At 51.3% G+C, this 12,975-nt stretch carries 12 protein-coding genes and 2 pseudogenes; 9 read left to right on the forward strand and 5 right to left on the reverse strand.

Features of this window, described 5'->3' with window-relative positions:
* Positions 1-47 precede the first annotated feature (47 nt).
* Positions 48-1,277, reverse strand: coding sequence for a 23S rRNA (cytosine(1962)-C(5))-methyltransferase RlmI (rlmI, locus tag ACR42C_RS08195; protein ID WP_116340890.1), 1,230 nt, complete (start codon positions 1,275-1,277; stop codon positions 48-50).
* A gap of 11 nt (positions 1,278-1,288) precedes the next feature.
* Here rlmI and ACR42C_RS08200 point away from each other — a divergent pair, with 11 nt between their 5' ends.
* The gene (locus ACR42C_RS08200; RefSeq protein ID WP_479984996.1) at positions 1,289-1,600 is read left to right on the forward strand and encodes a recombinase family protein; all 312 of its coding nucleotides are present in this window, start codon (positions 1,289-1,291) and stop codon (positions 1,598-1,600) included.
* A 9-nt stretch (positions 1,601-1,609) separates the two neighbouring features.
* On the opposite strand, the pseudogene ACR42C_RS08205 reads toward ACR42C_RS08200, so the two are convergent.
* A pseudogene (locus tag ACR42C_RS08205) lies at positions 1,610-2,730 on the reverse strand (IS3 family transposase).
* A 172-nt stretch (positions 2,731-2,902) separates the two neighbouring features.
* Between ACR42C_RS08205 and ACR42C_RS08210 the strand changes: the two are divergent.
* The 4 genes from ACR42C_RS08210 to ACR42C_RS08225 all read left to right on the forward strand — a co-directional run bounded on the left by ACR42C_RS08210 (position 2,903) and on the right by ACR42C_RS08225 (position 7,609).
* A complete protein-coding gene (locus ACR42C_RS08210) occupies positions 2,903-3,265 on the forward strand; it encodes a hypothetical protein (RefSeq protein ID WP_479984997.1) in 363 nt (120 codons plus the stop codon).
* 593 nt (positions 3,266-3,858) lie between these two features.
* Positions 3,859-4,149 (forward strand): CPBP family intramembrane glutamic endopeptidase, encoded by a 291-nt coding sequence (locus tag ACR42C_RS08215; protein ID WP_479985182.1) that lies wholly within the window; start codon positions 3,859-3,861, stop codon positions 4,147-4,149.
* A 2-nt stretch (positions 4,150-4,151) separates the two neighbouring features.
* Positions 4,152-5,405 carry an HlyD family secretion protein gene (locus ACR42C_RS08220; protein WP_320720218.1) on the forward strand — a complete coding sequence of 418 codons (1,254 nt, stop codon included), beginning with the start codon at positions 4,152-4,154 and terminating at the stop codon, positions 5,403-5,405.
* Complete coding sequence (locus ACR42C_RS08225) at positions 5,405-7,609, forward strand: peptidase domain-containing ABC transporter (protein WP_479984998.1); 2,205 nt, start codon at positions 5,405-5,407, stop codon at positions 7,607-7,609. The genes ACR42C_RS08220 and ACR42C_RS08225 overlap by 1 nt, the downstream gene beginning before the upstream one ends.
* 129 nt (positions 7,610-7,738) lie before the next feature.
* Here the strand turns inward: ACR42C_RS08225 and ACR42C_RS08230 are convergent.
* A pseudogene (locus ACR42C_RS08230) lies at positions 7,739-8,062 on the reverse strand (recombinase family protein); the annotation flags it as partial.
* 174 nt (positions 8,063-8,236) lie between these two features.
* Between ACR42C_RS08230 and ACR42C_RS08235 the strand changes: the two are divergent.
* From ACR42C_RS08235 to yccX, 3 genes are read left to right on the forward strand one after another with little or no spacing between them, the layout of a single operon-like run.
* The gene (locus ACR42C_RS08235; protein ID WP_320720222.1) at positions 8,237-8,794 is read left to right on the forward strand and encodes a kinase inhibitor; all 558 of its coding nucleotides are present in this window, start codon (positions 8,237-8,239) and stop codon (positions 8,792-8,794) included.
* A gap of 10 nt (positions 8,795-8,804) precedes the next feature.
* Positions 8,805-9,593 (forward strand): helix-turn-helix transcriptional regulator, encoded by a 789-nt coding sequence (locus ACR42C_RS08240; protein ID WP_479984999.1) that lies wholly within the window; start codon positions 8,805-8,807, stop codon positions 9,591-9,593.
* 11 nt (positions 9,594-9,604) lie between these two features.
* Positions 9,605-9,886: an acylphosphatase gene (gene yccX / locus ACR42C_RS08245; protein WP_218728834.1), complete on the forward strand. Its 282-nt coding sequence runs from the start codon at positions 9,605-9,607 to the stop codon at positions 9,884-9,886.
* Here the strand turns inward: yccX and tusE are convergent.
* Positions 9,883-10,212: a sulfurtransferase TusE gene (gene tusE / locus ACR42C_RS08250; RefSeq protein WP_163329600.1), complete on the reverse strand. Its 330-nt coding sequence runs from the start codon at positions 10,210-10,212 to the stop codon at positions 9,883-9,885. The two genes, yccX and tusE, sit on opposite strands and share 4 nt — an antisense overlap.
* An 87-nt stretch (positions 10,213-10,299) precedes the next feature.
* A complete protein-coding gene (gene yccA, locus ACR42C_RS08255; RefSeq protein ID WP_013097244.1) occupies positions 10,300-10,959 on the reverse strand; it encodes an FtsH protease modulator YccA in 660 nt (219 codons plus the stop codon).
* Positions 10,960-11,228: 269 nt separating this feature from the next.
* Here yccA and ACR42C_RS08260 point away from each other — a divergent pair, with 269 nt between their 5' ends.
* Positions 11,229-12,857: an ABC transporter substrate-binding protein gene (locus ACR42C_RS08260; protein ID WP_479985000.1), complete on the forward strand. Its 1,629-nt coding sequence runs from the start codon at positions 11,229-11,231 to the stop codon at positions 12,855-12,857.
* The last annotated feature ends 118 nt before the right edge of the window (positions 12,858-12,975 follow it).

The raw sequence follows: 12,975 nt of genomic DNA on the forward strand, positions 1-12,975 counted from the left end.
GAAACACTACTTACACATTACGTGTGGGCAATATTTCTCTTTTCAAGTTACATGACGCGACAGGCAAACCCTTTCAGATACAGTCCTTCCGGGTAGGTAGCAATCACGGGGTGATCGGCTGCCTGACGGAACTGCTCTATAAATTGTACATCACGCCCGGCATCTATTGCGGCATCGGCGATGATTTTTTGGAATAAATCGGTGGTCATCAGGCCGGAGCAGGAGAAGGTGAGCAGAACCCCGCCCGGATTCAGCAGCTGGATAGCCAGCATGTTGATATCTTTATACCCGCGGCACGCGCCCATCAGCTGGCTTTTGTTTTCCACAAACTTTGGCGGATCCATCACGATGACGTCGAACTTCTCGCCCTGATCGCGATATTTACGCAGCAGCTTGAACACATCATCGCGAACAAACTCCGCTTTGCTCAAGTCCAGCTTGTTTAGCTCGACGTTCTGTTTTGCCACGTCCAGCGCTTCCTGCGAGGTGTCCACGCTGACCACCTGAGCACAGCCTCCCATCAGCGCCGAAACGGCAAAACCGCCGGTGTAGGAGAAGCAGTTCAGCACGCGTTTGTCTGCAACGTACTGACGCGTAGCAAGACGGCTGTCGCGCTGGTCAAGGTAGTAACCCGTTTTGTGCCCGCCCTGAATATCCACCAGCAGTTTCATGCCGTGCTCTTCAATTGGCAGCAGGGCAGGCGGCAGCTCGCCAGTTACGGGCCCCTGAGTCAGCTCCATGCCTTCTTTTTTGCGCACCGCCACATCGCTGCGGTCGTAGATAGCGCATTCAGGGAACAGGGTTTGCAGCGCGCTAATCAGCGCGGCACGCTGGTATTCCGCCCCTGCGCTCAGGAGCTGCAGCACGAGGAAGTTACCGAAGCGGTCTATGGTGACGCCCGGCAGGCCGTCGGATTCACCTGCAATCAGGCGGTAGCTGTCCAGACCGTCGCGCTTTGCCAGCCAGTCGCGCCACTGCTGCGCCTGCTGCAGGCGGCGGACGAAGAAGTCGATATCAATGGTTTCATCTTTATCGAAGGTCCAGACGCGAGCACGGATCTGGGACGCTGGCGAGTAGGCGCCTCGCGCTAACCATTTCCCCTGATGGTCAACAATATCAATGGTTTCACCGAGGCTGGCTTTGCCTTCCATACGGGCAACCGCGCCGGAAAAGACCCAGGGATGGCGGCGCAGTAATGATTTCTCGCGCCCTTTGGTTAACACTAAACGGGAAAACCTTGTAAAATCTGTTTTTTGGCTTTCTTCTGATGTATTCATTAGGTACTCCCATGGAAAAACGCAAACTGTATAGTTATATACGTTGGTCAAGTGATAAACAGGCAAAACGTTCATCATTGCAACGACAGTTGGAAACGGCGCGTAGGGTAGCACATGAAAACGGTTTAGAGCTTGTTGAAATCATCGATGCCGGATTGTCTGCGTTTAAATCTAAGCATCTTGAAAAGGGCAGTTTAGGCGCATTTATCGAGGCAGTTAAAGAGGGGGAAGTCGCTAACGATTCATGGCTTACAGTCGAAAGTTTAGATCGGATAAGTCGCAATACAATTCTGAAAGCACAACTGATCTACCCCCAGGTTTAGATACAACCTTCAGTTAGTAATATCGGTTGGTTTTTCTTCATATTTCCTGTTTCGCCAGTCCGTTGCGAATTCAGCTGGTGTCTGGTAATCCAGCGATGAATGGGGACGGCACTCGTTATAATCCTGCCGCCAGTCATTAATCGTTTTCAGGGAATGAAGAATATCGCTGAACCCGTGTTCATTCAGACACTCATCGCGAAAGCGTCCGTTAAAACTCCCAATAAATCCGTTCTGCGTTGGCTTACCTGGCTGGATAAGCCGTAGTTCCACACCATGCTCAAAGGCCTATTGATCGAGCGCGCGGCAGGTAAATTCCGGGCCCTGATCGGTTCTTATTGTCGCCGGATAGCCCCTAAACAGCGCGATGCTGTCAAGAATACGCGTGACCTGAACGCCTGAAATACCGAAAGCAGCGGTGATCGTCAGACACTCCTTCGTGAAATCATCTACACAGGTCAGGCACTTGATCCTCCGACCGTTAGCCAGTGCGTCCATAACAAAATCCATCGACCAAGTTAGGTTCGGCGCATTCGGGCGCAGAAGCGAAAACCGTTCGGTTGCCAGCCCTTTACGGCGTCGTCTGCCTTTTACGCTCAGTCCATTAAGGTGGTAAATACGGTATACCCGCTTGTGATTGACGTGAAGGCCCTCCCGACGCAACCGCTGCCAGATTCGGCGGTAGCCAAAACGCCTGCGCTCCAGTGCCAGCTCAGTGTTGCGCCCTGATAAATGCGCATCAACTGCCGGACGCTGAGCCTCATAGCGGCAGGTCGAAAGGGACAAACCTGTAAGCCTGCAGGCACGACGTTGCGACAGACCGGTCGCATCACACATAAACTCAACGACTTCCCGCTTCTGGCTTGGCGTCAGTACTTTCGACCCAGAGCCACCTGAAGCGCCTCCTTATCCAGCATGGCTTCGGCGAGTAGCTTCCTGAGGCGGGCGTTCTCCTCTTCAAGAGATTTGAGCCGCTTCACCTCAGGAACTTCCATGCCACCAAACTTTTTGCGCCAGGTGTAGAAAGTGGCGTCGGAAAGGGCGTGCTTACGGCAGAGCTCACGGGCAGAAACTCCGGCTTCCGCTTCGCGAAGAATACTGATGATCTGATCGTCGGAAACACGCTTCTTCATGGGGATGTCCTCATGTGGCTTATGAAGAAATAACTAACATCGGGGTATATTAATCAACGGGGAGTAGGTCAGCTGCATTTACATTTATTTACATAAATTCACTTTATCCATACATTTCTGTCGTGTGATAGTGAAATAGCACTTTATGTTAAAATGGAAAAGAGGGATTTTTATGTCAAATATCAGAGAATTAACTTTAAGTGAAATAGAACTGGTCAGTGGTGGTGGAAACTCTGGCGACCATGAACACAACTACAACAAACAATCTCAAACTGGAGCACGTAACACTCTGGGACGGAATGCACCGACACATATTTACAGTGACCCAAGCACAGCTAAATGTGGTGATGCTGTCTTCAGTGGGATGGTAGGTGGTGCAATCAAAGGTGGCCTTGTTGGAATGGCCAGAGGAACTATTGGTGGAGCAGTTGTTGGCCAGTGTCTCTCCGGTGGTGGAAATGGTAACGGAGGGGGAAGCAAAGCTGGTTCCAGTAATTGTTCAGGAGGTAACTTTGGTGGTACCTGTAGCCGATAAGTAAGTATCAACGGAGGATGCTACAATGGTTATTAAAATAATGTCTTTTATCTTAAGTTTATTACTGGGTTTTGCGCTATTAAGTGGCTCCTCCATTATTGACCTATCTTGGTTTTCCTTTCCTGAGGAGTTTTCAAAGATAATAATTACATTGATCACCTTGTTTTCCACTGCTAAATTTACTGATATGATTTTAGCAAAAATAAAAACTTTCATAAAGTGACGCCCTTGTAATGAATGAGCGTACGAGCCAGTTTATATATAGTAAACAAAGCACTATCGTTTTTCTTGTAGTGGTTATTATATCAACCATTGTAACTCTATCCCCAGCCTTTACGCTGCGTTATGTCGGGCTGGACACAGCTTTTACTATTGTTTTCATTACAGAGATTCTAATTTCTACTTTCGTTTATTTGTTTTGCCTGAAAAATATCCCTGGGTGTCGAATAAAAGTAAGTGCAAGCCCAGCCTCAGTAAAATTTTCAGCTGCGTCATTTCTTATAATTATTTTTATACAACTTGCTGTTTATTGCTACAGAGACTATTTATACCATTACGAACCATCACAGATAAACTGGATCACAGTTTTAGTGATGACAATAGTAGTACCCTATTATGAGGAAATTATCTACAGAGGATGTGCCTTCGAAGTTGCATGCTCAATTTACCGGAAGAATCTGGTTATTCCGTGTGTAATAACATCTTTGTTTTTTTGTCTAATGCATGGACAGTATTATGATATGCTGGATCAGATCATTCTGTTTTTTGTTTCGATGTTATTGTTCGCGGTTAAAATAAAAAGCAAATCTCTTTTCTATCCTATATTGATACACTCAGGCATGAATGGGTTTGTTATATTGTTAAATATTCAGAACGTTTTATAACTATGAGTATATTCAGGGAGGAAGCATTAAATCATCATAATGATACCGGGTACGGAGATATTGTTTTACCCGCTTCATTCGGCATGTCAGTATGCGCCGTTACTACAATATTCTTGGTTCTGAGCGTCGCATTATTCGTTTATTTAGGTAGCTATACTCGCAAGGCACATCTTACAGGCATCGTTATGCCTTCATCCGGACTGGTGAAAATAACACCTCAATATGCAGGGTACGTCACCCGACAGACTGTTTCAGAAGGTCAGCACGTCATTGCTGGTGAGTCCGTTTACCATATCAGCGGCGAGCATTATAACGAACAGGGCACAGGTACGCTGGCTGCCATGAGCATATCCTTGAGAACTCAATATGCCATGCTGTCTTCTCAACAGGCTCTGGAATTGCGTGACAACAGTCAGCAGCAGCAAGCCATACAACAGCGAATTGTCTCCCTGAAACCTCAGATTAACAGTGCAGAGCAGCGTTTGTCGCTTGCCGAGCATCAGGTTGCGCTGGCTGTGTCCGTCATGGAGCGCTATAAAAAACTTGCCGGCACGCATTACGTTTCTGATATCGAATACCAGCAGAAACAGATTGACGTCTCCACGGCACAGCAAAACGTTGAGGATCAACGTCAGGGGCTTCTGCAACTACACACAGCAATGGAGTCTGCTGAAGATGATCTTACCCATCTCATCGTACAGGGCGAAAGCCGGAAAGCTGAACTGGACAGGCAGTTGCAGGGTATAAGACAACAGCAGGATGAACTGGCCGGACAGGAGCATTTTACGCTGACCGCTCCAGTATCCGGAACCGTTGCCGCCGTTCTGGTCAGACAGGGACAGTCGGTCAGGGCATCTGAACCTGTCATGACGCTTGTCCCCGACAATGCTCGTCTGCAGATAGAACTCTATGCCACCAGTCAGAACGCTGGCTTCGTCCAGCCGGGGCAACGTGTCGCCCTCCGATTCGCCGCTTTCCCCTATCAGAAGTTTGGTGTTCAGTACGGGACTATTCGAGAGATAAGCCGTACAACGCTGACGCCGTCAGATTTAATCTCCGTATCCCCTGTCACCTGGAAGGAGAATGAAGGGCACTACCGTGTCATTGTCGAACCTGAGAATACTTTTATTCTGGCTTATGGAAAAAAAGAACCTCTTCGACCCGGTATGACCCTTGAGGGGGACGTCAGCTTGGATACGCGTCATTTGTGGGAGTGGCTTACAGAACCGCTCTGGAGCCTGAAAGGAAAACTGTAATGGGATCACTGAACTGGACAGGGAAAAGACGGCTTCCCCTCATCCGCCAGACAGAGTCAGCGGAGTGTGGACTGGCGTGTCTGGCAATGATGGCCAGCTGGCACGGTCTGCAGACGGATCTACCCACGCTCCGTGAACGCTTCAGTATCAGTACTCAGGGAATGACCCTGCAGAGACTGATTGAATGTGCAGCCGGTATCCATTTGTCTTCCCGCGCCGTCAGGCTGGAGCCGGAAGACCTGAAGTCTCTTTCTTTACCCTGTATTCTCCACTGGAACATGAATCATTTCGTTGTACTTCATAAGGTTCGCGGTAGCAGGCTGGTTATACATGATCCCGATAAGGGGAAGGTGACAATTTCCCTGACGGACGCAGGGAAGCACTTCACCGGCGTCGCGCTGGAGCTGATGCCAGCCAGCGATTTCACCGCCAGGGATGAAAGAAAGAAAATTCGTCTGCGCCAGCTGACAGGAAAAACACCCGGCCTGCTGGCGGCAATGTCACGCATCATCGTTTTTGCCCTGGCACTGGAGATACTGACATTAGGAAGTCCTCTTCTCAACCAGTTGGTGATTGATGAGGTCCTGGTTGCCGCCGATCGAAGCCTGTTGACCGTTATTATCATCGCCCTGTTGTTGCTGTCACTTACCCAGATGCTGCTGTCGCTGGCCCGTCAGTGGGCCAGTCTCACCCTGTCTGTTAATTTTAATATGCAGTGGACTGCCCGGGTGTTCCATCATCTGGTCCGTCTCCCTCTCTCCTGGTACGATGCACGCAGTAAGGGGAGTATTAACGCGCGTTTTGATGCGGTAGATACCATCCAGCAGGCGCTGACCACGCAGGTACTTGAAGGCATTCTGGATGTGCTGCTTGTGGTGACTGCACTCTGTATGATGTTGTTATACAGTCCTGAAATGACGCTGATAGCGGTACTGGCAGCCGTCATCTACGGCGTGCTGAGAGTGCTCTGGTATCCGTCTCTTCGACAGTCTGCAGAAGACGCTTGGGATGCTGGTGCCAGGGAATCAGGATATTTTCTTGAAACCCTTAACGGGATCCTAAGCCTGAGAATAAACGGTGTGACTGCATTTCGGGAAGCCGCCTGGCTGAATCTCAACGTCACCCGGAGAAATACGCAGTTGCGCCAGAGTCGTCTGCTGATGTGCTATGACATTGCGCACACCTTGACCGGCAGTGTGGTATCGGCGGTTATTTTGTGGAAAGGTGCTGGCGAGGTGATGAATGGCACTTTTACTGTCGGTATGTTGGTTGCCTATTTGTCTTATCAGATGCGGTTTTCTTCGAGTATTAGCAGCCTTACTGACAAGTTTTTTTCCTGGCGAATGCTTGATGTTTATAATGAGCGTCTGGCTGACATTGTGCTAACCCAAACAGAAGGGCATCAGCAACGGTCCGTTCATGAAGATGTCAGTACTTCTGTCATTACCTCCGTAGTCAGTGGGACTCCGAAAGCTCATCCCCCGTTATCTATCGAGCACATCGTATTCAGCCACAAGGGTGGGAACAAACCGATACTTCGCGGAATTTCACTGGTGCTTCAGCCAGGTGAAGTAGTGGCCATTACGGGTAAATCTGGGTGCGGAAAATCGACGCTGGTAAAACTTATCCTGGGAATTCATATTCCTGATGAAGGGACAATCAGAACATTTGGCATACCGCAAACGCACCCCGATTATTTTCAGGTACGACGGCGGATTGGTACCGTATTGCAGGATGATCACCTTTTCAGAGGATCCATTGCAGATAACATCATTTTCTTCAGCGAAGACCGCAATCAGGAAAGAATGATCCAGTGCGCCCGTCTGGCGCTAATTGACACTGATATCATGGCAATGCCGATGGGATATCAGACATTAATCGGTGAAACCGGTGGTGTACTCTCCGGAGGGCAAAAGCAACGTATTTTGCTGGCAAGAGCGTTGTACAAACAACCGGGGTTTTTGTTACTGGACGAAGCGACCAGCCACCTTGATGTTGAGAGTGAAATACAGATAAGCCAGACACTACGCCAGTTGGGGCTACCTGTCCTGCTGGTTGCCCATCGCCCGGAAACCATTGCCTCTGCCGACCGGGTTCTGTATCTCGCAGATGGATATTTGGAAGAACAAAAATGCCAGTACACAGGTGATAACGATTATATAGTTTATGAAGCCAATGATGATAATGTGGTTAAGGAGACCTGACTATGGAATATGCTATATTCAGCGGGATATTTACACTCGCATGACCAAAAGAAAGTATGCAATATCTGCACCTTGCTCAGGGCGGGCGGTCATATCCGAGAGCATTATTCCGATCTAATTCAAATATAATTAGTTTACTAACTCCTTCTTGATGCGGTAGAACGTTGCACGGCTGATATCTGCAGCTTTCATGATGTGGGCTGGTTTAACATTCTGCGCCAGCATTTCACGCACTGTATCACGGGCTTCCATATCTTTTTCTTTTCCCGTATACAAGCCTGCCTGTTTTGCTCTTTCGATCCCCTGTGCCTGGCGTTTACGGCGGGTTTCATAATCTTGTCGTGCCATTGTCGCAAGGATATCGATCATCATAGCATTGACGGCCCGAAGAATGCCGCTGGTAACGTCGTTACCGTACATTTCAACCATCTGCCAGCTTGTTGGCAAATCCATTATTTGCTGTTCTGTCGATTTCAGGGAGATGGCGCGTAGAGTAGCACATTCAGCCAGGCGCAATCATCTGCGGATGCCGTTGAGCGTTTCGGCACAAAATCAAATCGCTTAAGCACATTACGATATTGCAGCCGGCATTACAGTGGGGCTTCCGGTACAGCAGAGGGAGCACCCATGAAAAAGCGAAGTGTGATCGCATTAGCCGCTCTGGCGGCAATCAGTTTTCAGGTTTCAGCGGCAACGCCTTTCAGCATCACCAGTCAGGATATTTCCGGCGAGCGCCATTTAGCGCAGCCGCAGGTATTCGAGGGATTCGGCTGCCACGGCGGTAACCAGTCCCCGCAACTGGCGTGGAAAAGCCCGCCCGCCGGTACGCAAAGTTTTGCCGTTACGGTCTATGACCCGGATGCCCCCACCGGCAGCGGCTGGTGGCACTGGACCGTAGCCAATATTCCCGCGAAGACAGCGACGCTGCCCGCTGGGGCCGGAAACCCTAATGGCGAGAAATTACCTGCCGGTGCGGTGCAGGGGCGTAATGATTTCGGTTATTCTGGATTCGGCGGCGCATGTCCGCCCGCAGGAGATAAGCCTCACCGTTATCAGATTACCGTCTGGGCGCTGGACGTGGATAAACTGCCTGTCGACAAAAATGCCAGCGGCGCGCTGGTCGGCTTTATGCTTAATAGTCACGTTCTGGCAAAGGCGCAGTTAACCGCAACCTACAGCAGATAAGGATGAACCGGTGCAGGAGTTCCATTTTCGACATAAACACCTGACGGCGGGTGAAGTGACCGCCAGCAAAATGCATCGCCTGCACCAGGTTAAGCTCTTTTTTCCGGCCATTTGTCATATCACGCATGGCAGCAAGGTGATTGTGCAGGACGACAATCGACTGGTGGCAACCCGGGATGAGCTGATTATTATCCCGGCCAATACGGCGATGGAGATTATCAATCAGCCTGTAAACGGTCTGTTTCACTCGGATTTGCTGATGTTGTCCCCGGAGATCGTCGCCGAGTTTAAGACGCATTACCTGAAATCCTGGCCGCGCACTACGCTGCATTCGCTTTGTGCTCCGCTGAGCGAAGGGCTGGCGTTTATGTGGGATAACCTGCTGCACGCCGTGCGTCAGGAGTTACCGGAGGCGCTGCAAAAGCATCAGGCCTTCGGTCTGTTGCTGGCCTTGCTGCATGACGGCATGGCAGGTCCGCTGCTTGTTGAGCGGAGCAGTAACCTGACCGAGCAGGTGCGGCAGTTCATTATGCTGTCGCCCGCCAGAGCCTGGACCGCGCAGGACGTCGCCAGCCGTCTCGCATTAAGCGTACCGACGCTGCGCAGGCGGTTACGCGAGGAGTCGCAGAGTTTTCGCCAGATTGTCGAGGAGGTGAGGATGGCCATTGCTTTGTCGCAGCTACAGTCAACCCGATTACCGATTGGCGAAATCGCATTACAATGTGGGTATCTTTCCAGCTCTCGTTTCACCGCCCGTTTCCGGCAGCACTACGGTTGTTTGCCGAAAACGCTACGTTAAGGAGAAGAAAAATGTCAAAAGTCTGCACCATTGCCTGGGTTCACGGCGTCGTTCAGGGCGTCGGGTTCCGCTACAGCACCCAGCGCGAAGCGATTGAGCTTGGGCTCACGGGATACGCGCGAAATATGGACGACGGCAGCGTTGAGGTGGTCGCCTGCGGCGACGCGGAGCAGGTTGAAAAACTGATGGCGTGGCTGAAAGCGGGCGGGCCGCGCAGCGCGCGGGTTGATAAAGTCTTAACGGAACCACATCAACCCGGCCGGGAGTACGTTAACTTCGGTATACGCTACTAAATGCACTTCACCGGTTTTGGCAGGCCGGCAATTTTGGTGGCCTGTTTTGCCGGGCCCTTCGGGAACAGACGATACAGATAGCGGCTGTTGCCTTTCTCTTCGCCGAACTTGTTGGCCATTGCTTTAACCAGCATGCGGATCGCCGGAGAGGTGTTGAATTCGAGATAGAATTCGCGCACGAAACGCACCACTTCCCAGTGTTCGGGGGAGAGGGTAATCCCTTCTTTCTCAGCAATCACTTCTGCCAGCGCTTCGCTCCACTGGCCACTCTCTTTCAGATAACCGTCATTATCGGTCTCAAACTCTTTGCCTTCAAAACTCAACATAGTCATTCACGCGTCAGTCAAAAACCGCAGCAGTGTACCAAAAAACAAAGCCCCGCATAAGCGGGGCCAGGTTCACAGCGCTGTGGATTAATCCCGGCTGGCGAAGCCCAGGATGCTCAGCAGGCTGACGAAGATATTGTACAGCGACACATAGAGGCTCACGGTCGCGCGAATGTAGTTGGTCTCACCGCCGTGAATGATGTTGCTGGTTTCGTACAGGATCGCGCCGGATGACAGCAGGATAAACACCGCGCTGATTGCCAGATGCAGGGCAGGCAGCTGCAGGAAGATGTTTGCCACCATGCCAATCAGCACCACCACGATACCCGCCATCAGCATACCGCCGAGGAAGGACATGTCCTTGCGCGTAGTCAGCACGTAGGCCGAGCAGCAGAAGAACACCAGCGCGGTGCCGCCCAGCGCCATGCCAATCACGTCACCCATGCCGGCAGACAGGTACGCGTTCAGGATCGGCCCCAGGATGTAGCCCAGGAAGCCGGTGAAGGCGAACGCGGAAAGAATACCGACCGGTTTGTCAGCGGTTTTGTAGGTCAGGAACATCAGACCATACATGCCCACCAGGGTCAGAATCAGCCCCGGAGACGGCAGCATCAGCACGGTGCTGGCGGTAGCGGTGATCGCCGAAAACGCCAGCGTCAGGCTGAGCATGAAGTAGGTGTTGCGCAGCACCTTGTGGGTACTGAGTAGCGATGTGCGGTCGCGTGAGGAAGTAATTATACGATCCATGAGTCACTCTCTTATGACAGATGTAATTAACGGAAAGAATAGGAAACGGCGCGTCAGTCTCAAAGTGGTTTTACCCATCTTTACTCAGCAGGTTAGCGCCGGAGCTGGTTATTTCTTCTGCAGAAATACGTTTCATCAGTATGAACAACGGTTTGTCGAGATTAATCAGATCAACCTCTTATAGGTTACTGAAAAATATTGCTTTATTACCATAAGGCCGCTAAGAGTTATTTCCGGATCGTCACAAAACAGACAATAAGGCGAAGGAAATGAAACCACAAACACGCACGCGCTTTACGCTCACTTTACTCACCGCAGGGATCCTGTGCGCCAGCACGGCGACCTGGGCGGCGAATGTGCCGGCAGGAACCGCGCTGGCCGAAAAACAGGAACTGGTCAGAAACAACGGTAGCGAACCGGCCTCGCTCGACCCGCATAAAGTCGAAAGCGATGTCGAATTTAATATTATCAGCGATTTATTCGAAGGTCTGGTGAGTGTTTCCCCGTCAGGGGAAATTCAACCACGGCTGGCAGAAAAATGGGAGAACAAGGACAACACCGTCTGGACGTTCCACTTGCGTCCGGGCATCACCTGGAGCGACGGCACGGCGATTACCGCAGAGGATGTGGTCTGGAGCTGGCAGCGCCTGATCGACCCTAAAACGGCTTCTCCCTATGCCAGCTATCCGGGCAACATGCATATCGCCAACGCGGCCGATATCGCTCAGGGGAAAAAATCCCCCGACACGCTGGGCGTAAAAGCAATTAACGACACCACGTTGGAAGTGACGCTCACCCAGCCCAACGCGGCGTTTCTGGCGATGCTGGCGCACCCGTCGCTGGTGCCAGTGGATAAAGTGCTGATTGGCCGTTTCGGCGAAAAGTGGACTAAACCGGAGCATTTCGTCAGCAGCGGGGCGTATAAACTGTCTCAGTGGGTGGTCAACGAACGCATTGTGGCGGAGCGTAACCCGCGCTACTGGGATAACGCGCATACCGTCATCAACAAGGTGACCTACCTGCCCATCACCTCGGAGGCCTCCGATGTGAACCGCTACAAAGCGGGCGAAATTGATATTGTGTACACGGTGCCGATTAACCAGTTTGCCCAGCTCAAGAAAAACCTGGGCAGCCAACTGGATGTCTCCCCGCAGTTGGCGACCTATTACTACGAATTCAACACCACCCGGCCGCCGTTCAACGACGCGCGGGTGCGTAAGGCGCTAAATATGGCGCTGGATAAAGACATCATTGCCGGAAAAGTGTTAGGGCAGGGACAGCGCCCGGCGTGGCTGATTAGCCAGCCGGACATTGGCGGGGTCAAGCTGCAGAATCCGGATTACGCCAGCTGGCCGCTGGACAAGCGCATTGCTGAGGCGAAAAAACTGCTCAACGAGGCCGGGTACAACGAAAGCCATCCTCTGCGCTTCAACCTGCTCTATAACACCTCTGAATCGCACCAGCGCATCGCGATTGCAGCCAGCTCTATGTGGAAGAAAAACCTTGGCGTAGACGCGAAGCTGCAAAACCAGGAGTGGAAAACCATGCTGGATACCATGCACACCCACAACTTTGACGCGGTACGTTACGCCTGGATTGCCGACTACGACGACGCGGCGACCTTCCTGAACAACTTCCGTACCGGCGACAGTGAAAATACCAGCCAGTACAGCAACCCGGACTACGATCAAGCCTTGATCAACGCCGCAAAGGCCAAAACGCCGGCAGCGCGGGGTAAGTTCTACCAGCAGGCGGAAGATCTGTTGGGCCGTGATGTGCCGGCCATTCCGGTTTATCACTACGTCCGTACGCACCTGGTCAAACCGTGGGTCGGTGGCTTTACGCCGGATAAGCTGGGGTACTACTTCACAAAAGATATGTACATCAAAAAGCACTAAGCGAGAGGGCTGGATTTTATGCTGATAAAATCGCCGATATGTTGTCAGTTCAACCGATTAAACACGTTTTGGCTATTTTTACAGCGAACGAGTACAGCCGCTCTTTACAGCATGCGGT

Source organism: Enterobacter sp. MG-EB028 (genome assembly GCF_056673305.1).

Coding starts and splice junctions, on each gene's coding strand:
- rlmI (WP_116340890.1), bottom strand. CDS start 1,277: ATGAATACATCAGAAGAAAGCCAAAAAACAGATTTTACAAGGTTTTCC.
- ACR42C_RS08200 (WP_479984996.1), top strand. CDS start 1,289: ATGGAAAAACGCAAACTGTATAGTTATATACGTTGGTCAAGTGATAAA.
- ACR42C_RS08210 (WP_479984997.1), top strand. CDS start 2,903: ATGTCAAATATCAGAGAATTAACTTTAAGTGAAATAGAACTGGTCAGT.
- ACR42C_RS08215 (WP_479985182.1), top strand. CDS start 3,859: ATGACAATAGTAGTACCCTATTATGAGGAAATTATCTACAGAGGATGT.
- ACR42C_RS08220 (WP_320720218.1), top strand. CDS start 4,152: ATGAGTATATTCAGGGAGGAAGCATTAAATCATCATAATGATACCGGG.
- ACR42C_RS08225 (WP_479984998.1), top strand. CDS start 5,405: ATGGGATCACTGAACTGGACAGGGAAAAGACGGCTTCCCCTCATCCGC.
- ACR42C_RS08235 (WP_320720222.1), top strand. CDS start 8,237: ATGAAAAAGCGAAGTGTGATCGCATTAGCCGCTCTGGCGGCAATCAGT.
- yccX (WP_218728834.1), top strand. CDS start 9,605: ATGTCAAAAGTCTGCACCATTGCCTGGGTTCACGGCGTCGTTCAGGGC.
- tusE (WP_163329600.1), bottom strand. CDS start 10,212: ATGTTGAGTTTTGAAGGCAAAGAGTTTGAGACCGATAATGACGGTTAT.
- yccA (WP_013097244.1), bottom strand. CDS start 10,959: ATGGATCGTATAATTACTTCCTCACGCGACCGCACATCGCTACTCAGT.
- ACR42C_RS08260 (WP_479985000.1), top strand. CDS start 11,229: ATGAAACCACAAACACGCACGCGCTTTACGCTCACTTTACTCACCGCA.